The sequence below is a fragment of the Streptomyces sp. CA-251247 genome, from assembly GCF_050952975.1.
GTDB lineage: Bacteria > Actinomycetota > Actinomycetes > Streptomycetales > Streptomycetaceae > Streptomyces > Streptomyces achmelvichensis.
Genome location: NZ_CP191861.1, coordinates 1,924,211 through 1,943,588, shown reverse-complemented (window position 1 = coordinate 1,943,588; position 19,378 = coordinate 1,924,211). Strand labels below are relative to the sequence as shown.

The 19,378-nt window shown below is 70.7% G+C and carries 16 protein-coding genes; 15 read left to right on the top strand and 1 reads right to left on the bottom strand.

All coding sequences use genetic code 11. The annotated features are described in order from the left end of the window. Positions 1 to 36: 36 nt before the first annotated feature. The gene (locus ACQPWZ_RS08635) at positions 37 to 468 is read left to right on the top strand and encodes a Rieske (2Fe-2S) protein (RefSeq protein ID WP_433571028.1); all 432 of its coding nucleotides are present in this window, start codon (positions 37 to 39) and stop codon (positions 466 to 468) included. A 49-nt stretch (positions 469 to 517) separates the two neighbouring features. Here ACQPWZ_RS08635 and ACQPWZ_RS08630 read toward each other — a convergent pair whose 3' ends face one another. Then, positions 518 to 1,459 carry a hypothetical protein gene (locus ACQPWZ_RS08630; protein WP_340472479.1) on the bottom strand — a complete coding sequence of 314 codons (942 nt, stop codon included), beginning with the start codon at positions 1,457 to 1,459 and terminating at the stop codon, positions 518 to 520. Between the two features lie 403 nt (positions 1,460 to 1,862). On the opposite strand from ACQPWZ_RS08630, the gene uvrC reads away from it, so the two are divergent. From uvrC to ACQPWZ_RS08560, 14 genes are all read left to right on the top strand, one after another. Further along, positions 1,863 to 3,836 carry an excinuclease ABC subunit UvrC gene (uvrC, locus tag ACQPWZ_RS08625; RefSeq protein ID WP_433571027.1) on the top strand — a complete coding sequence of 658 codons (1,974 nt, stop codon included), beginning with the start codon at positions 1,863 to 1,865 and terminating at the stop codon, positions 3,834 to 3,836. Further along, complete coding sequence (gene rapZ / locus ACQPWZ_RS08620) at positions 3,833 to 4,768, top strand: RNase adapter RapZ (protein ID WP_313947011.1); 936 nt, start codon at positions 3,833 to 3,835, stop codon at positions 4,766 to 4,768. The genes uvrC and rapZ overlap by 4 nt, the downstream gene beginning before the upstream one ends. Continuing rightward, positions 4,765 to 5,829, top strand: coding sequence for a gluconeogenesis factor YvcK family protein (locus ACQPWZ_RS08615; protein WP_340472477.1), 1,065 nt, complete (start codon positions 4,765 to 4,767; stop codon positions 5,827 to 5,829). Before rapZ ends, ACQPWZ_RS08615 begins: the two co-directional genes overlap by 4 nt. Further along, positions 5,820 to 6,809, top strand: a complete 990-nt coding sequence (gene whiA / locus ACQPWZ_RS08610) for a DNA-binding protein WhiA (protein WP_313947013.1) — start codon at positions 5,820 to 5,822, stop codon at positions 6,807 to 6,809. Before ACQPWZ_RS08615 ends, whiA begins: the two co-directional genes overlap by 10 nt. Positions 6,810 to 6,972: 163 nt before the next feature. Then, the gene (locus ACQPWZ_RS08605) at positions 6,973 to 9,918 is read left to right on the top strand and encodes a M14 family zinc carboxypeptidase (RefSeq protein WP_433571026.1); all 2,946 of its coding nucleotides are present in this window, start codon (positions 6,973 to 6,975) and stop codon (positions 9,916 to 9,918) included. 203 nt (positions 9,919 to 10,121) lie between these two features. Then, entirely contained in the window at positions 10,122 to 11,132 is a 1,011-nt protein-coding gene (gene gap, locus ACQPWZ_RS08600) for a type I glyceraldehyde-3-phosphate dehydrogenase (protein WP_433571025.1), read from the top strand. Positions 11,133 to 11,244: 112 nt separating this feature from the next. Beyond that, positions 11,245 to 12,456 carry a phosphoglycerate kinase gene (locus ACQPWZ_RS08595; RefSeq protein ID WP_383239965.1) on the top strand — a complete coding sequence of 404 codons (1,212 nt, stop codon included), beginning with the start codon at positions 11,245 to 11,247 and terminating at the stop codon, positions 12,454 to 12,456. 7 nt (positions 12,457 to 12,463) lie between these two features. Then, positions 12,464 to 13,240 (top strand): triose-phosphate isomerase, encoded by a 777-nt coding sequence (gene tpiA / locus ACQPWZ_RS08590; RefSeq protein WP_340472474.1) that lies wholly within the window; start codon positions 12,464 to 12,466, stop codon positions 13,238 to 13,240. Positions 13,241 to 13,359: 119 nt separating this feature from the next. Beyond that, a complete protein-coding gene (gene secG, locus ACQPWZ_RS08585) occupies positions 13,360 to 13,590 on the top strand; it encodes a preprotein translocase subunit SecG (protein WP_313949056.1) in 231 nt (76 codons plus the stop codon). A 134-nt stretch (positions 13,591 to 13,724) separates the two neighbouring features. Next, on the top strand, positions 13,725 to 14,060 hold the full coding sequence (locus tag ACQPWZ_RS08580) for an RNA polymerase-binding protein RbpA (RefSeq protein ID WP_003957010.1): 336 nt from the start codon (positions 13,725 to 13,727) through the stop codon (positions 14,058 to 14,060). A gap of 125 nt (positions 14,061 to 14,185) precedes the next feature. After that, positions 14,186 to 15,397: an MFS transporter gene (locus ACQPWZ_RS08575; RefSeq protein WP_433571024.1), complete on the top strand. Its 1,212-nt coding sequence runs from the start codon at positions 14,186 to 14,188 to the stop codon at positions 15,395 to 15,397. A gap of 57 nt (positions 15,398 to 15,454) precedes the next feature. Then, on the top strand, positions 15,455 to 17,107 hold the full coding sequence (gene pgi / locus ACQPWZ_RS08570) for a glucose-6-phosphate isomerase (RefSeq protein WP_433573787.1): 1,653 nt from the start codon (positions 15,455 to 15,457) through the stop codon (positions 17,105 to 17,107). 4 nt (positions 17,108 to 17,111) lie between these two features. Beyond that, a complete protein-coding gene (locus ACQPWZ_RS08565; RefSeq protein WP_433571023.1) occupies positions 17,112 to 17,615 on the top strand; it encodes a PH domain-containing protein in 504 nt (167 codons plus the stop codon). A 182-nt stretch (positions 17,616 to 17,797) separates the two neighbouring features. Beyond that, entirely contained in the window at positions 17,798 to 19,300 is a 1,503-nt protein-coding gene (locus ACQPWZ_RS08560) for a PH domain-containing protein (protein WP_433573786.1), read from the top strand. The last annotated feature ends 78 nt before the right edge of the window (positions 19,301 to 19,378 follow it).

Here is a 19,378-nt window from a genome sequence, read left to right as displayed (position 1 = left end):
GGCCCTGCGACCGATGCTCTGACCTGTGGAGTCTGCATGTCCGGCCACCCCTCAGCCGCCCGCCGCACCGTGCTGAAAGGCGCCGCCCTCGCCGGGGCCGCCGGCCTCGGGGTCGCCGCCTGCTCCACCGAGTCCAAGCTCGGCCATGCGGAGAACCCCACACCGACCCAGCCCGTCGACCTCGGCGCGGCCGACGCCGTCCCGGTCGGTGGCGCCAAGCTCTACCGCGAGCAACGCCTGATCGTGAGCAGCCCGTCCGCGGGCCAGTACCGGGCGTTCAGCGCCCAGTGCACACACGCCGGCTGCGTCCTCGACAAGGTCGAAGGCACCGTGGGCAACTGCCCGTGCCACGGCAGCCGCTTCGACGTGACCACCGGCAAGGCGCTCCAGGGCCCGGCGACCGTGCCGCTGCCCGAGGTGCCGGTCACGGCGCAGGGCGGAAAGCTCGTCGCGGGGCCGAGCGCGTAAGGCGTCCGGTTTCCCCGGCCACCGGCCGGGGACGACGACCGGCCCGGGCTCACTCCCAGTCCCAGTCGATCCCGAGAATCCCGGGCCGCACACCCTGCTCGACCAGATGCACCGTACGGTGCCTGCCGCTGAGCGTCAGAGCCGTCCGGGCGCCCCGTGGAGCACCCGTGGTGGCCTGGGCGAACCGGCGGCACCGGGCCGGCAGGGCCCCCTCGTCGAACCGCACCTGAAGGACGTACTGCCCGCCCGCGAAGGTGAAGCCGCGGACGTACTCGCTGCTGGGGCCGCCGGTGCCGTCCTCGAAGCCGTAGCCGAAGAGATAGGTCTCACCCGCCCGCAGCCGGGCGTCGAAGAGCAGTTCCGCGACGGTGATCCCGGTCTCGCGATGCCAGCGGACCCGGCCCGTACGGCAGTTCTCCAGCGCGCTCACCCGGACCAGCGCCGGGTCGCAGCCGGGGTCCCCGTGGTGGATGGCCAGATAGCGGTCGACGCCGTCGCGGTGGGCGCGGACGACATGTTGTGAATCGCGGCCCACCAGTTCCCGCCCGGCCCCGATCCGCACGCGCTCGTGGTGTCCCACGGTGTGCAGCCCGGTGTCCGTCGGCGTCTCCATGTCGGTGAGCAGCCGCTCCACGACGCCGGACACCTCGGCCAGGGAGCGGTAGGAGCGTCCGGCGGGACGCTCGACGTCGAGGCCCGCCCCGCGCTCGCCGACACCGAGCAGCCGGGTCAGTGAGTTGCCGGGCAGCTCCAGCACCTCCTCCAGCGCGCGGACCGCCCGCAGCGACTCCGGACGCTGCGGCCGGCGGGCGCCCTGCTGCCAGTAACTGAGGCTGGTCACCCCGACCTTGATGCCGCGATGGGCGAGATGGTGCTGCACCCGCTGGAGCGGCAGTCCGCGCACCGCGAGCGCGGCCCGCAGCGCCAGATGGAACGGCCCGGTGTGCAGCACCTGTGCCAGATCGGCGGTATCGAGGTCGGGGCGACCCATGGAACCTCCAGCGGCTTCGGGGGTACGGCTGCGCGGCCTGCGACGGCCCGGGTGAACGGTCAGGACGGAAGCGGGGGCGCTGTGAGTGGGCGGTCCGGCCGTCCGGCCGGGGCGGGGGAGGTGTTCACATCCCGGTTGCGGCGTTCACAGCCCCGTGTCCACCGCATTGAAGCGGGTTGACCTGCCCGCGACAAGGATTCCTGCACAACCGCGGCGCCCGGACGCGCTCTGTCCCCCGACGCGCACTCGCCGTGGCGGGCTGCTCTCGTACGGCGGGCCGGAGACCGTCCCCGGCCGAGCCGCACCGGACGCCGTCGCGGCACCTTGGGACCGGCTGGAGCCGACTGCTCCACGCCCGCCCGCGCGCCCCGCGCTGTCACCCCCCGCCAGTAGGGTGGTCGGCATGGCAGACCCCTCCAGCTACCGTCCCAAGCCGGGAGAGATCCCCGACTCGCCGGGGGTCTACCGGTTCCGCGACGATCACCGCCGGGTGATCTACGTGGGGAAGGCGAAAAGCCTCCGCCAGCGCCTCGCCAGCTACTTCCAGGACCTGGCCAATCTGCACCCGCGCACGGCGACGATGGTCACCACAGCGGCCTCCGTCGAGTGGACCGTCGTCTCCACCGAGGTCGAGGCGCTCCAGCTGGAGTACTCCTGGATCAAGGAGTACGACCCGCGGTTCAACGTCAAGTACCGGGACGACAAGAGCTATCCCTACCTCGCCGTCACCCTGAACGAGGAGTTCCCGCGCGTCCAGGTGATGCGCGGCGCCAAGCGCAAGGGCGTGCGGTACTTCGGTCCGTACGGCCACGCCTGGGCGATCCGCGAGACCGTCGACCTGATGCTGCGCGTCTTCCCCGTGCGCACCTGCTCCGCCGGGGTCTTCAAGAACCATCAGCAAAAGGGCCGGCCCTGTCTGCTCGGCTACATCGGCAAGTGCTCCGCGCCCTGCGTCGGCCGGGTCTCACCCGAGGAGCACCGCGAACTGGCCGACGAGTTCTGCGACTTCATGGCCGGCCGCACCGGCACGTACATCCGCCGCCTGGAGCGGCAGATGACGGATGCGGCCGAGGAGATGGAGTACGAGCGGGCGGCCCGGCTGCGGGACGACATAGGGGCTCTCCGGCGCGCCCTGGAGAAGAACGCCGTCGTGCTCGCGGACGCCACCGACGCCGATGTGATCGCGGTCGCCGAGGACGAGCTGGAAGCGGCCGTGCAGATCTTCCACGTCCGCGGCGGCCGGGTGCGCGGTCAGCGCGGCTGGGTCACCGACAAGGTCGAGGCCGTCGACACCGCCGGGCTCGTCGAGCACGCGCTCCAGCAGCTGTACGGCGAGGAGAGCGGCGATGCGGTGCCCAAGGAGGTCCTCGTCCCCGCCCTTCCCGACGACTCGGACGCGGTCAGTCAGTGGCTCGGCCAGCGCCGGGGGTCGAACGTCTCCCTGCGCATCCCCCAGCGCGGGGACAAGAAGGACCTGATGGCGACGGTCCAGCGCAATGCACTCCAGGCGCTGGGCCTGCACAAGACGAAGCGCGCCAGCGACCTCACGACGCGCTCGCGCGCGCTGGAGGAGATCGCGGAGGCCCTCGGGCTGGACTCGGCGCCGCTGCGGATCGAGTGCTTCGACATCTCCCACCTCCAGGGCGAGGACGTCGTGGCCTCCATGGTGGTCTTCGAGGACGGCCTGGCACGCAAGAGCGAGTACCGCCGCTTCCAGATCAAGACCTTCGAGGGCCAGGACGACGTCCGGTCCATGCACGAGGTGATCAGCCGGCGCTTCCGCCGCTATCTCGCGGAGAAGGACAGGACCGGCGAGTGGATCGGCGAGGACGCGCCGGCCGAGGACGACGGGAAGCCCAAGCGGTTCGCGTACCCGCCGCAGCTCGTCGTCGTCGACGGCGGAAAGCCGCAGGTGGCCGCGGCCCAGCGCGCGCTCGACGAGCTGGGCATCGACGACGTCGCGGTCTGTGGACTGGCCAAGCGGCTGGAAGAGGTCTGGCTGCCGCGTGAGGACGACCCGGTGATCCTGCCGCGCTCCAGCGAGGGCCTGTACCTCCTCCAGCGCGTCCGGGACACCGCCCACGACTTCGCCATCCGCTACCAGCGCTCCAAGCGGACCAAGCGCATCAGGACCAGCCCGCTGGACGCGGTGCACGGTCTGGGCGATACCCGCAAACAGGCGCTGATCAAGCATTTCGGGTCGGTCAAGCGGCTGCGGCAGGCGACAATCGAGCAGATCTGCGAGGTTCCCGGCATGGGCCGCAAGACGGCGGAATCCGTGGTGGTGGCCCTTGCCCAGGCGGCTCCGGCCGTCCCTGCCGTGAATACGGCAACAGGAGAGATCATGGAAGAGAACGACGGGGGCGGTACGACATGACCGAGCACGACGGAGACGGAGCAGACGTGAGTACGGGCACCACGATCGAGCCCGGCGGTGCCGCGGACGCGGCCATCCCCGAGCTGGTGATCATCTCCGGTATGTCCGGCGCCGGGCGCAGCACGGCGGCCAAGTGTCTGGAGGACCTCGGCTGGTTCGTCGTCGACAACCTCCCACCCGCCCTGATCCCCACCATGGTGGAGCTCGGGGCCCGCTCGCAGGGCAACGTGGCCCGGATCGCGGTCGTCGTCGACGTCCGCGGCCGGCGGTTCTTCGACAACCTCCGCGAGTCCCTCGCCGACCTCGATTCCAAGCAGGTCACGCGCCGGATCGTGTTCCTGGAGTCCTCCGACGACGCCCTGGTCCGCCGCTTCGAGTCGGTCCGCAGGCCGCACCCCCTCCAGGGCGACGGCAGGATCGTCGACGGCATCGCGGCCGAGCGCGATCTGCTGCGTGAGCTGCGCGGCGACGCCGACCTGGTGATCGACACCTCCAGCCTGAACGTGCACGAGCTGCGGGCCAAGATGGACGCCCAGTTCGCCGGCGACGAGGAGCCCGAGCTGCGGGCCACCGTCATGTCGTTCGGCTTCAAGTACGGGCTGCCGGTGGACGCGGACCTCGTGGTCGACATGCGGTTCCTGCCGAACCCGCACTGGGTCCCGGAGCTCCGCCCCTTCACCGGCCTGAACGAAGAGGTGTCGAACTACGTCTTCAACCAGCCCGGCGCCAAGGAGTTCCTCGACCGCTACACCGAGCTGCTCCAGCTGATCGCCGCCGGCTACCGCCGTGAGGGCAAGCGGTACGTGACCATCGCCGTCGGCTGCACGGGCGGCAAGCACCGCTCCGTCGCCACGTCCGAGAAGCTCGCCGCCCGGCTCTCCTCCGCGGGCGTCGAGACGGTCGTCGTCCACCGTGACATGGGGCGCGAGTGAGCGGACAGGCCATCCGTCTGCGTCGGCTGCGCAGGACCGCGCACACGCTCGCGGGGCGGAACCGCGGCGCCCAGCCCAAGGTCGTCGCCCTCGGCGGCGGCATGGGCCTCTCCGCGTCGCTCACGGCCCTGCGCCGTATCACCGGCGACCTCACCGCGGTCGTCACCGTGGCCGACGACGGCGGCTCCAGCGGCCGGCTCCGGGAGGAGCTGGGCGTGCTGCCGCCCGGCGATCTGCGCAAGGCGCTGGCGGCCCTGTGCGGCGACGACGAATGGGGCCAGACCTGGGCCCGGGTGATCCAGCACCGCTTCCAGTCCAAGGGCGATCTGCACGAGCACGCGGTCGGCAATCTGCTGATGGTGGCGCTGTGGGAACAGCTCGGCGACCACGTCCAGGCACTCGACCTCGTCGGCAAGCTGCTCGGCGCGCACGGCCGGGTGCTCCCCATGTCCGCCGTGCCGCTGGAGCTCCAGGCTCTGGTCAAGGGCCACGATCCGGCGCGCCCGGACGACGTGGAGACGGTCCGGGGGCAGGCGACCGTGGCGCTCACGCCGGGAGAGGTGCAGTCCGTGCACCTCGTGCCGCACGACCCGCCGGCCGTCCCGGAGGCCGTCGCCGCCGTACGGGACGCCGACTGGGTGGTTCTCGGGCCCGGATCCTGGTTCTCGTCGGTGATTCCGCACCTCCTGGTGCCCGAACTGCTGGACGCGCTGGTCGAGACGAAGGCCCGCCGGGTCCTTTCCTTGAACCTCGCGCCCCAACCCGGCGAAACAGAAGGCTTCTCACCGCAGCGTCATTTGGAGGTTTTGGGACGACACGCGCCTAAACTCGCCCTCGACGTGGTGCTGGCCGACGAGGCCGCCGTGCCCGACCGAGAGTCCCTCGCCGATGCCGCAAAGAGCCTCGGCGCCGCGGTCGAGCTGGCCCCTGTGGCCCTCGCTGGGGGTACCGCCCAGGGCGGAGCCCCTGGGGGAGGCGTTCCGAAGCATGATCCGGAGCTGTTGGCCGCCGCGTACGACCGTATTTTTCGGATGCATGGAAGGATCGGCCCATGGCGATGACGGCAGCGGTGAAGGACGAAATCTCCCGGCTTCCCGTCACCCGGACCTGCTGCAGAAAGGCGGAGGTCTCGGCGATCCTGCGGTTCGCGGGCGGGCTGCACCTGGTGAGCGGCCGCATCGTGATCGAGGCGGAGCTGGACACCGGCATCGCCGCGCGCCGGCTGAAGCGGGACATCCTGGAGATCTTCGGACACAGCTCCGAGCTGATGGTGATGGCGCCCGGGGGACTGCGCCGCGGCTCGCGCTATGTCGTACGCGTGGTGGCGGGCGGCGACCAGCTCGCCCGCCAGACGGGGCTGGTCGACGGCCGCGGGAGGCCGATCCGGGGCCTGCCGCCGCAGGTCGTCTCCGGTGCCACCTGTGACGCCGAGGCCGCCTGGCGCGGGGCGTTCCTGGCGCACGGCTCGCTGACCGAGCCCGGCCGCTCCTCGTCGCTGGAGGTCACCTGCCCCGGCCCCGAGGCGGCGCTCGCGCTGGTCGGCGCGGCCCGTCGGCTCTCCATCGCCGCGAAGGCGCGGGAGGTACGTGGTGTGGACCGCGTCGTCGTCCGTGACGGTGATGCGATCGGCGCGCTGTTGACGCGTCTGGGTGCGCACGAGTCGGTGCTCGCGTGGGAGGAGCGGCGTATGCGGCGCGAGGTCCGCGCCACCGCCAACCGCCTCGCCAACTTCGACGACGCCAACCTCCGCCGCTCGGCCCGGGCGGCCGTCGCCGCGGGCGCCCGGGTGCAGCGCGCGCTGGAGATCCTCGGCGAGGAGGTGCCCGAGCACCTCGCCGCCGCCGGCCGGCTGCGCATGGAACACAAGCAGGCCTCCCTGGAGGAGCTGGGCGCGCTCGCCGACCCGCCGCTGACGAAGGACGCGGTCGCGGGCCGGATCCGCCGGCTGCTGGCGATGGCCGACAAGCGCGCACAGGACCTCGGCATCCCCGGCACCGAGTCCACCCTCTCCGAGGAACTGGCCGACGGTCTCGTCGGCTGACAGACCGCTTTCCCGCCTCTCCCGACGCTGCCGGTGCCCCCACGGGCACCGGCAGCTTCTGTTGTTCACTCGTGTGCCGGGCGCGGCCTTCTTGACATGGCCATGGGGTGTGATGAGTCTGGCGTCTGTTCACTTTCCTGGCAGACACCAGCAAGGGGGGCTTATGAGACGCAGAGCGAGATCGATCCTCGCCGCGGCTTCACTGCTGACCGCAACACTTGCGGCGGCTCCGATCGCCCGGGCCGAACCCGGCGGAGGGAACGGCGACGGGCTGTCCGTATGGCACGCGAAAGTCACCAAGGCCCAGGTTCCGCTGATCCTCGCGGCCGGCGCCGACGGACACGAACTGACGGAGCAGGTGCCCGACAAGGGCACGGCGACCGTCGAGCTCTATCTCACCAAGCGTCAGGCCGGTGAACTGCGCGAGCAGGGCGTCGGCATCACCGAACACACCGTCTCCCCGGCGGCGAGGAACCGGGTCGCCGCCGCCGGCGACGGCGTCTTCCGCCCGTACAGCGGCGAGAAGGGCCTCCAGCGCGAGATCCTCGCCACCGCGCAGGCCAACCCCGGCCTCACCAAGGTCATCAGCATCGGCAAGACGGTCAAGGGCCAGGACATCCTCGCCCTCAAGCTCAGCAAGGGCGCGGCGAAGTCGGCGGACGGCTCCAAGCCCGCGACGCTGTACATGTCCAACCAGCACGCGCGCGAGTGGATCACCCCGGAGATGACCCGTCGGCTGATGCACTACTACCTCGCCAACTACGGCAAGGACCCCCGCGTCACCAAGATCGTGAACAGCAGCGAGCTGTGGTTCGTGCTGTCCGCCAACCCCGACGGCTACGACTACTCCTTCACCGGCACCCAGCAGCGGCAGTGGCGCAAGAATCTCCGCGACAACAACGGCGACGGCGCGGTCAACACGGGCGACGGCGTCGACCTCAACCGGAACTTCACCTACAAGTGGGGCTACGACAACGAGGGTTCGTCCCCCGACCCGTTCGACGAGACCTTCCGGGGCACCGGCCCGGCCTCCGAGCCGGAGACCAAGGCCATCGACCGGTTCCAGAAGCGCATCGGCTTCTCCTACGGCATCAACTACCACTCCGCGGCCGAACTGCTGCTGTACGGAGTGGGCTGGCAGGTCGCCACACCGACTCCGGACGACGTCCTCTACCGGTCGCTCGCCGGCACACCCGAGAACTCGGCGATCCCCGGCTACCGTCCGCAGGTCTCCTCCGAGCTCTACACCACCAACGGTGAGGCCGACGGGCACGCGGCCAACGTCAACGGGATGATGATGTACACCCCGGAGATGTCGACCTGCGCCACCGTCTCCAGGATCGATCCCCAGGACCCCTGGAACGCGGCCGACTGCGCCTCCGTCTTCACCTTCCCCGACGACGAGAAGCTGATCCAGCAGGAGTTCGCCAAGAACGTCCCGTTCGCGCTCTCCGTCGCCGAGACGTCCCTGCACCCGGACCAGCCGTCCTCCTCGCTGGGTCTGAAGGCCGCGGACTTCACCCCCGACCCCTTCACCGTCTCCTACGCGCGCGGCGGCGACCAGGAGGTCTCCGTCGTGGCCCGCAAATCGGTGCGCGACAAGGAGCTCCGCTACCGCGTCAACGGCGGCCGGGTCCACGACCAGGCGCTGAAGCCCTGGAAGGGCGGCGAGACGTACGGCGGCGAGGACAACATCCTCTTCGACGAGTACCGCGCCAAGGTCCGGGACGGCGACGTCGGCGACACGGTCGAGGTCTGGTTCACCGGCGAGACCCGGGCCGGAAAGTCCACCGCGAGTGAGCACTTCACGTACCGGATCGCCGGGCGGCCGCGCGGCGACACGCTCGTGATCGCCGAGGAGGGCGGCACCGCCGCCGCGAAGAACACGACCGCGTACACCAAGGCACTCGCCGACAACGGCGAGCGCAGCGCGGTCTGGGACGTCGCCACCCAGGGCGTGCCGCACCGGCTCGGCGTGCTCGGCCACTTCGACACGGCCCTCTGGTACACCGGATCCGCCGCACCCTCCTGGCCCACCACCCAGGCCGTACGCGACTTCGTCAACGAGGGCGGCAAGCTCATCACCACCGGTGAACGGGCCGGCGGCAACGCCGACCTCGGCGGGGCGCTCAGCGACGACTTCGCGCAGTACTACCTCGGTGCGTCGGGACGGGCCTCGCTCGCCGGGGCGGCGGACTTCCTGGGCACGGGACGCCTCTCCGGCGCCAAGGGCGAACTCGGCGACGCGCCCGGCAACCCGCTGGACGCGGCGGGTGCGTACACGATCACCTCGGACAGCCTGCCGCCCGCGCAGTTCCCGCAGTTCCGCAGCGCGGCCGCGGGCGATTACCCGGGCGTGAAGATGCCGTTCTCGCCGTACGAGGGACAGTGGTACGCGGCGGCGAGCCACCGCAACTCCTCCTGGATGCGGCTGTCGCAGGCGGTCGATCTGACCGGCACCAGCGCCGCGGACAAGCCGGCGCTGAATCTGCGGATCAGCTTCAACACCGAACCCGGCTACGACAACGCCGTCGTCGAGGTCCACACGGTCGGCCAGGACGACTGGACCACACTGCCGGACGTGAACGGCGGCACGCGCACGACCGTGCCGACCCAGTGCGACCAGGGGTTCTACGTCAACCAGCACCCGTTCCTGCGGCACTACCTCACCGTCGGCTCCGGCGGCTGCACGGCGACCGGCACCAGCGGCGCGTGGCACTCGTTCACCGGTGCCTCCGACGGCTGGAAGGCCGCCGCGTTCGATCTGAGCGCCTACGCGGGCAAGCAGATCGAGGTCTCCGTCTCGTACATCACCGACCCCAGTGACGGCGGCCGCGGCATCTTCGTCGACGACACCAGGCTGGTCACCGGCGCCGGGCAGGGCGCCGAGGGATTCGAGACCTCGCTCGGGCCGTGGACGACGGGTCCGGCGCCGGAGGGCAGCCCGGCGCTGCGCGGGACCTGGGAGCGCAGCCAGGACCTGTTCCCGTCGGCGGCGGCGGTCACCACGCGGGACACCGTGCTGATCGGATTCGGTCTGGAACACGTCCCCGGCGCGAGCGACCGCAAGAAGATCGTCGGTCGCGCTCTCGGCGCGCTCGGGCACTGACCCCGGGTGACGGAGACCGCGGCTCCGGCCGCGGTTCCGGCGGCCCGTGCACCCTACTGAGGGGTACGGGCCGCCGTCGCCACACAGGGGCCCTTCCGATGTCACTCCGCGGCCTCCAGAGAGGTAGGGTCGGAGGCGGTCGGGGACATCCCATACAACTCGCCGGCGTCGAAAACCGGCGTACCTAACGAGGAGATCGGTTCGTGACGATCCGCGTAGGCATCAACGGCTTTGGCCGCATCGGTCGTAACTACTTCCGCGCGCTGCTGGAGCAGGGTGCAGACATCGAGATCGTGGCTGTCAACGACCTGGGTGACACTGCGACCACGGCCCACTTGCTGAAGTACGACACGATCCTGGGCCGCCTCAAGGCCGAGGTGACCCACACCGCCGACACCATCACGGTCGACGGCCAGACGATCAAGGTGCTCTCCGAGCGCAACCCCGCCGACATCCCGTGGGGCGAGCTGGGCGTCGACATCGTCGTCGAGTCGACCGGCATCTTCACGAAGAAGGCGGACGCCGCGAAGCACATCGCGGGCGGCGCCAAGAAGGTCCTCATCTCGGCTCCGGCCAAGGACGAGGACATCACCATCGTGATGGGCGTCAATCAGGACAAGTACGACGCGGACAAGCACCACGTCATCTCCAACGCCTCCTGCACCACCAACTGTGTGGCGCCGATGGCCAAGGTTCTCGACGAGAACTTCGGCATCGTCAAGGGCCTGATGACCACGGTCCACGCGTACACCAACGACCAGCGCATCCTGGACTTCCCGCACTCGGACCTGCGTCGCGCCCGCGCCGCCGCCGAGAACATCATTCCGACCACGACGGGTGCCGCGAAGGCCACCGCTCTGGTTCTTCCGCAGCTCAAGGGCAAGCTCGACGGCATCGCGATGCGCGTGCCGGTCCCGACCGGTTCGGCCACCGACCTGGTCGTGACGCTGCAGCGCGAGGTCACCAAGGACGAGGTCAACGCCGCGTTCAAGAAGGCGTCCGACGACGGCGACCTCAAGGGCTTCCTGACCTACACCGAGGACCCGATCGTCTCCTCGGACATCGTCGGCGACCCGGCCTCCTGCACCTTCGACTCCTCCCTGACCATGGTCCAGGAGGGCAACACGGTGAAGATCCTCGGCTGGTACGACAACGAGTGGGGCTACTCCAACCGCCTCGTGGACCTCACGGTCTTCGTCGGCGGCCGGCTCTGACAGGTCCGACCGGCAACGAGAGCACCCCGATGTGAGCGACAGGGCTCGGGCACGCGCAATGTGGCGCGGTTCGAGCCCTGTCGCACGTCCCGCCGTCCCAGGAGTTCTGACCATGAAGACGATCGACCAGCTTCTTGCAGAAGGGGTCACGGGTCAGCGCGTTTTCGTCCGCGCCGACCTGAACGTGCCGCTCGACGGCACGACCATCACCGACGACGGCCGTATCCGGGCCGTCCAGCCGACCGTCGCCAAGCTCGCCGAGGCAGGCGCCCGCGTCGTCGTCGCCTCCCACCTCGGCCGCCCCAAGGGTGCCCCGGACCCGGCCTTCTCGCTGGCCCCCGCGGCCGCCCGGCTCGGTGAACTGCTCGGCACCGACGTCGCCTTCGCGACCGACACCGTCGGCGAGTCGGCCCGCTCCGTCGTCGCCGCCCTGGCGGACGGTCAGGTCGCGGTGATCGAGAACCTCCGCTTCAACCCCGGTGAGACGAGCAAGGACGATGCCGAGCGCGGCGCCTTCGCCGACGAGCTCGCCGCCCTGGCCGATGTGTACGTCGGCGACGGTTTCGGCGCCGTGCACCGCAAGCACGCCTCCGTGTACGACCTGCCGGCCCGCCTGCCGCACGCGGCCGGCCAGTTGATCGCCACCGAGGTCGGCGTCCTCAAGAAGCTCACGCAGGACGTGGCACGCCCGTACGTCGTCGTGCTCGGCGGCGCCAAGGTCTCCGACAAGCTCGGTGTCATCGACCATCTGCTGGAGAAGGCCGACCGCATCCTCATCGGCGGCGGCATGGCGTACACCTTCCTCAAGGCCCAGGGCCACGAGGTCGGCATCTCGCTGCTCCAGGAGGACCAGATCCCGGCGGTCAAGGAGTACCTGACGCGCGCCGAGGCGAAGGGCGTGGAGTTCGTGCTCCCCGTCGACGTCCTGGTCGCCCCGGAATTCCCGGACCTCAAGACCAAGGCCCCGGCCCATCCCACCGTCGTCGCCGCGGACGCGATCCCGGCCGACGAGGAGGGTCTGGACATCGGTCCCGAGACCCGCAAGCTGTACGCATCGAAGCTCGCCGACGCGGCCACCGTTTTCTGGAACGGTCCGATGGGCGTCTTCGAGCACCCCGACTACGCCGAGGGCACCAAGGCCGTCGCCCAGGCGCTCGTCGAGTCCCCGGCCTTCAGCGTGGTCGGCGGCGGGGACTCCGCCGCGGCCGTGCGGATCCTGGGCTTCGACGAGAAGGCATTCGGCCACATCTCGACCGGTGGCGGCGCAAGCCTCGAGTACCTCGAGGGCAAGACGCTTCCCGGCCTCGCCGCACTGGAGGACTGATCCACTCATGACCACCCGTACCCCGCTGATGGCGGGCAACTGGAAGATGAACCTCAACCACCTCGAGGCCATCGCCCACGTCCAGAAGCTCGCCTTCGCGCTGTCCGACAAGGACTACGACGCCGTGGAGGTGTCGGTCCTGCCGCCCTTCACCGACCTGCGGTCCGTCCAGACCCTGGTCGACGGTGACAAGCTGAAGATCAAGTACGGCGCCCAGGACCTCTCGGCGCACGACTTTGGCGCGTACACCGGCGAGATCTCGGGCCTGATGCTGGCCAAGCTGAAGTGCACCTATGTCGCGGTTGGCCACTCCGAGCGCCGGCAGTACCACGCCGAGACGGACGAGATCTGCAACGCCAAGGTGAAGGCCGCCTTCCGGCACGGTCTGACCCCGATCCTCTGCGTCGGCGAGGGCCTGGACGTCCGCAAGGCCGGCCAGCAGGTCGAGTACACGCTGAACCAGCTCGAAGGCGGTCTGAAGGACGTCCCGGCCGAGCAGGCCGAGTCCATCGTGATCGCGTACGAGCCGGTGTGGGCCATCGGAACCGGTGAGGTCGCCACCCCGGAGGACGCCCAGGAGGTCTGCGGGGCGATCCGCGGGCGGCTGGCCGAGCTGTACTCGCAGGAGCTGGCCGACCAGGTACGCATCCAGTACGGCGGCTCCGTGAAGTCCGGAAACGTCGCCGCGATCATGGCGCAGCCCGATGTGGACGGCGCTCTGGTCGGTGGCGCCGCGCTGGACGCCGACGAGTTCGTCAAGATCGTCCGGTTCCGCGACCAGTGAGTATGCGGTAGCGCGGATCCGTCGTACCCTTGCGGGGGCCTGAGGCTGTGGAGCCCGGGCCCCCGCTCGTCCGTAGATGTCCCGAGAGAATTGCCAGGAAGTAGGGTCCAGCCGTGGTTATGGGGTTCTCGATCGCCCTGATCGCTTTCAGCCTGCTGCTGATGCTGCTCGTGCTGATGCACAAGGGAAAGGGCGGCGGCCTCTCCGACATGTTCGGCGGCGGTATGCAGTCGTCCGTCGGTGGCTCCTCGGTCGCCGAGCGCAACCTCGACCGCATCACCGTGGTGGTCGGTCTGCTGTGGTTCGCGTGCATTGTCGTACTTGGTCTGCTGATGAAGCTGGACAGCTGACCCGCGCCTTCCGCGTCCCGGGCTGGGGTGTAACTCCCACCACTGGACGAGCGTTGGGCCTTACGTAGACTGGGGCACCGCGGCGCAGCCGCTGTGAGAGGCTGTGCAGCACCATCACGCAGGGAGTTACGACCGTGGCAAGTGGCAACGCGATCCGGGGAAGCCGGGTCGGAGCGGGGCCGATGGGCGAGGCCGAGCGTGGCGAGTCCGCGCCACGCCTGCGCATCTCCTTCTGGTGCTCGAACGGGCACGAGACGCAGCCGAGCTTCGCCAGCGACGCACAGGTCCCTGACACTTGGGACTGCCCGCGCTGCGGGTTCCCGGCCGGTCAGGACCGGGACAATCCGCCGGACCCGCCGCGGACCGAGCCGTACAAGACGCACCTCGCGTATGTACGCGAGCGGCGCAGCGACGCGGACGGCGAGGCGATCCTCGCCGAAGCGCTTGCCAAACTGCGGGGCGAGATCTAGAACTTGCGTCCGGCCGGACACCTCACGGTGCCCGGCCGGTCTGCTTTTCCCGCCCCTTCTCGTCGGCCACCGACTGTCAGTGGCACCCCGTAGCGTTCCGGATCACGGGACGGGAAGGGGATGTTGTGACGACGACCGAAGCGGTGGCGGCGCGGAGCGTCTCCTGGCGCGGGGGATTCGGACGGCTGTGGACGGCCGCCGTCGTCTCGAAGTTCGGCGACGCACTGCGACTTGCCGCCATGCCGCTGCTCGCCGCCTCGCTGACCGACGATCCGCTGCTGATCGCCTCGGTGACCGCCTGCGGATATCTGCCCTGGCTGCTCTTCGGGCTGCTGGGCGGCGCGGTCGCCGACCGGGTGGACCAGCAGCGGGCCATGTGGGCCGTGGACCTGCTGCGCGGCCTGCTGATGGCGGGCTTCGCCCTGGCGGTCCGGCAGGGACTCGCATCGATCGCCCTGCTGCTGGCGCTCGCCTTCGCCCTCACCACCCTCCAGACGCTCTTCGACAACGCCGCGACCGCTCTGCTGCCGGCCCTGGTCCCCGAGGGCGCGCTCGCCGGGGCCAACGCCCGGCTGATGACCGCACAGCAGATCGTCGGAGCCTTTCTGGCCGCGCCCGTGGTGCCGGTGCTCCTCCTCGCCGGCGCGGCCGTGCCGTACGCGGCGGACGCCGTCACCTATCTCGTGGCCGCGGCCCTGATCGCCTCCCTGCGCCTGCGGGCGCCGGAGCGGGCGCCGAGGCCCGCCGGAAGCACCCTGCGGGCAGAGATCGGGGAAGGGCTGTGCCGGTTGTGGAGCGACCCGGCGCTGCGCCGCCTGTGCGTGGCCACCACCCTCTGCAACATAGGCATGGGCGCGCTCATCGCCACCCTCGTCGTCCATGTCACCGGCTGGCTGGACGCGGGGAGCGGGGCGTACGCGGCGGTGCTGACCGCCGTGGGCGCGGGCAGCGTGACGGGTGGGCTGGTGGCCCGCCGGCTCGCGGAGCGCGTCGGACGCATCCGCAGCGTGTTCATCGCCGGGACCGTGCAGGCCGGTTGTCTGCTGATCACCGGGACGGTCCGCGAGTTGTGGGTGACGGTCGCCGCGATGGCGGTCTTCGGCGTGATGAGCATGGTGTGGAACGTCAATCAGGCGACGCTGGTGCAGGAGCGCAGCCCGGCGGACATGCTCGGCCGGATCAGCTCCGCGTTCCGCACCCTCGGCGTCGCCGGAGCCCCGCTCGGCGCGCTCGCCGGCGGCGCGGCGGCTGCCGCCTGGGGAGGCAACGCTCCGGCACTGCTCGCGGCGGCGCTGTTCGTGCCTGCTGTCGCCTTGCTGGCCGGTCTGATCAACTAGGTTGGAAAGGCAGCGGGGCATGCAGGCAGGTACAAGAGAAGTGGGCTGATGTCCAGAATGAACGCAGACGGCCGTACCAGGCTCAACAAGACGCCCGAATGGGCTGCTCTCGGCAAGCACCGCGAGCAGTTCGGACAGACGCAGCTGCGGGAGCTGTTCGCGGCCGACGCGCAGCGCGGCAGCAGGTACACCCTGCAAGTCGGCAACCTCCACCTCGACTACTCCAAGCACCTGGTGACCGACGAGACGCTGACGCTGCTGCGTGAGCTGGCGGCGGCGACCGACGTCACCGGGCTGCGGGACGAGATGTTCCGCGGCGAAAAGATCAACACCACCGAGGACCGCGCCGTCCTGCACACGGCACTGCGGGCCCCGCGGGACGCCGTCATCGAGGTCGACGGCGAGAACGTGGTGCCGGCCGTGCACGCGGTGCTCGACACGATGGCCGCGTTCGCGGACCGGATCCGCTCGGGCGAGTGGACCGGTCACACCGGCAAGCGCATCAAGAACGTCGTGAACATCGGCATCGGCGGATCCGACCTCGGCCCCGCCATGGCGTACGAGGCGCTGCGCGCCTACACCGCCCGCGATCTGACGTTCCATTTCGTCTCCAACGTCGACGGCGCCGATCTGCACGAGGCCGTCCGTGAGCTGGACGCGTCCGAGACGCTGTTCATCATCGCGTCCAAGACCTTCACCACGATCGAGACCATCACCAACGGCACCTCCGCGCGCGACTGGCTGCTCACCGAGCTGAAGGCCGGTCAGGAAGCGGTGGCCAAGCACTTCGTGGCCCTGTCGACCAACGCCGAGAAGGTCTCCGACTTCGGCATCGACACGGCCAACATGTTCGAGTTCTGGGACTGGGTCGGCGGGCGCTACTCGTTCGACTCCGCCATCGGCCTCTCGCTGATGATCGCGATCGGCCCGGACCGCTTCCGCGAGATGCTCGACGGGTTCCACCTTGTCGACGAGCACTTCCGGACGGCCCCCGCGGAGTCCAACGCGCCGATGCTGCTCGGCCTGCTGGGGGTCTGGTACGGCGACTTCTTCGACGCCCAGTCGCACGCGGTACTGCCGTACTCCCACTATCTGAGCAAGTTCACCGCCTATCTCCAGCAGCTGGACATGGAGTCCAACGGCAAGTCGGTGGACCGCGAGGGCAACCGGGTGGAGTGGCAGACCGGTCCGGTGGTGTGGGGCACGCCCGGCACCAACGGACAGCACGCCTACTACCAGTTGATCCACCAGGGGACGAAGCTCATCCCGGCGGACTTCATCGGCTTCGCCAACCCGGTCGACGACCTGCTGCCCGGTCTCGTCGCCCAGCACGACCTGCTGATGGCCAACTTCTTCGCGCAGACGCAGGCGCTCGCCTTCGGCAAGACGCCCGACGAGGTGCGGGCGGAGGGCGTGCCCGAGGAGCTGGTGCCGCACAAGACGTTCCCCGGCAACCGCCCCACGACCACGATCCTCGCCGACGAGCTCACCCCGTCGGTCCTCGGCCAGCTGATCGCGCTGTACGAGCACAAGGTGTTCGTCCAGGGAGCGATCTGGAACATCGACTCCTTCGACCAGTGGGGCGTCGAGCTGGGCAAGGTTCTCGCGAAGAGGATCGAGCCGGTGCTCACGGAGGGCACGGGCGGCGGGGATCTGGACGGCTCGACCGCCGCGCTGGTGGCCACCTACCGCTCCCTGCGCGGTCGTTGAGCCGATGGCCGCCGGGGAGGGGACGGTTCGGCTGAGGCCGCCGAACAACACGCTCAATGACCGGGTCGTCGGCTGGTGGCGGGTGCAGTGGCTGCTGCTGACGGGCGTCCCGGTCGTGGTGCTTGCCGTGCTGGGCGCCTTGATCGGGCCCGCCCGGACCTGGCTGCTGGCCGTCGCCGGAGGACTGGCGGTGCTCGGACTGCTGTGCACCGCCTTCTTCCCGTCCTGGTGGTTCCGGGGCCACCGGTGGGAGGTCACGGACGAGGCGGTCTACGTCCGCAGCGGTGCCTTCTGGCAGGAGTGGCGGATCGCGCCGATGTCCCGGATCCAGACCGTGGACACCCTGCGCGGGCCCCTCGAACGCGCCTTCCGGCTGGCGACGGTCATCGTCACCACGGCCTCCTCCAAGGGTGCGATCAAGATCGAGGGGCTCGACCACGAGGTCGCGGCCGAACTCGCCGAGCAGCTCACGCACATCACCCAGGCGACGCCCGGGGACGCGACGTGAGCACCGCGGAGGAGCCGGCCGCGGGGGAGGCCGCTCTGCCCGGCGCGGCGGCGTACGGCGCCGGCGCGGGCGGGCAGACGGCGGGCCGGCAGACGGCCGGCGAGAGCACCGCGGACGGGCAGGCGTCAGGCGAGGAGTGGCGCCGGCTCGACAAGCGGGCCCTGGTGGTGAGGGCCGCGGTGATGTCCGGTGTCGCGGGAGGCATCTGCCTGCCCGTCCTGCTGGGGCTCTCCGGCGGGGACTGGCTCCGCGGAGAGGCCCGCAGCGCCACCGGCATAGCCCTGCTGCTGCTCGGCGGGGTCCTGCTGGTGCTCGCCGGGGCGGGCGCGGAGTATCTGCGCTGGCGCAAGACCCGCTACCGGATAGGCACCGAGCGCGCCGAACTGCGCACCGGAGTACTGCTGGTCAAACGGCGCTCGCTGGCCCGGGAACGGATCCGCAGCGTCGACCTGACGGCCAACCCCCTGCTGCGGATCCTCGACCTGGTGAAGGTGCGCATCGGCACCGGCGAGCACACCGGCGGTGAGTCGACGCTGGAGCTCAACCCCGTCACCAAGGCGGAGGGCGAGCGGCTGCGCCGGGAACTCCTCGGCCGCACCGCCACTGCCGCACCCGGCGAACACCGCGAAGGGCAGCTCGCGTCCGTCGACCTGGCGTGGATCCGCTACGCGCCGGTGTCCTTCGTCGCCCCGCTGCTCGGCGGCGCGGCGGCCGGCGGTGTGATGCAGGTCAGCGAGTGGTTCGGGGCGCAGGGCGAGGTCATCGACTGGGTGGGCGAGCGCTTCTCGCACACCTCCGTCCTCATGATGATCGTGGTGCTGCTGCTGGCGGCCGTCGCCGCCGGCGTCGTCGGCTCGCTCGGCCTGTGGATCGAGATGTGGTGGAACTACCGGCTGGAGCGCGAGCCCGGCGGCACCCTGCGGGTGCGCCGCGGACTGTTCACCGCGCGCTCGATCTCCATGGAGGAGCGCCGGCTGCGCGGGGTCGAGCTGGTCGAACCGCTCGGCGTACGGCTGTTCGGCGCGGCCCGGGTGGACGCGGTCGCCACCGGTATCGCCCACGACGAGCAGGACAAGCACGCCGACCTCAAGGTGCTGCTGCCACCGGTGCCCCGGGCGGTGGCGGACGACGTGGCCGGTCAGGTCCTGCGGGAGGCGCGGACCCCGACGGACGCCCCGCTCACCGCCCACCCACGGGCGGCACGCACCCGCAGACTGCGCTGGGCGCTAGCGACCGCGGTCCTTCCGCTCGCCCTGCTCGCCGCGCTGGGCCTGTGGTTCAGCGATGTCCTGCTGTACATCGCGGCGGGCTGCGCGGTCCTCGCGCTCCCGGCGGCGGTGCTCCTCGCCCTCGACGCCTACCGCAGCCTGGGCCACGGGATCAGCGGCGGCTATATCGTCGCCCGCTCGGGCACGGTCCGGCGGGCGACGGTCGCGTTGCAGCGCGGGGGAGTCATCGGCTGGGTGGTGAAACAGTCCGTGTTCCAGCGGCGGGCCGGGGTGCTGACCCTCACCGCGACGACGGCCGCCGGAGCGGGCGCCTACGCGGTCCTCGACGCCGACGCGAGCGAGGGGCTCGGCTTCGCGGCGGACGCCGTCCCGGGGCTGCTGGAACCGTTCCTGCTGCGGGACGGGGACGCGCGGGCAGGCGACGCCCCGGACGGCGGCGCGACCATCCCCGGATGACGGCTCCCGGTCGTGCACCGTGGGCCCCACACCCGCACCCGCCCCCCTACGCCGACCGCCGCCGGCCCGGAGGAACGG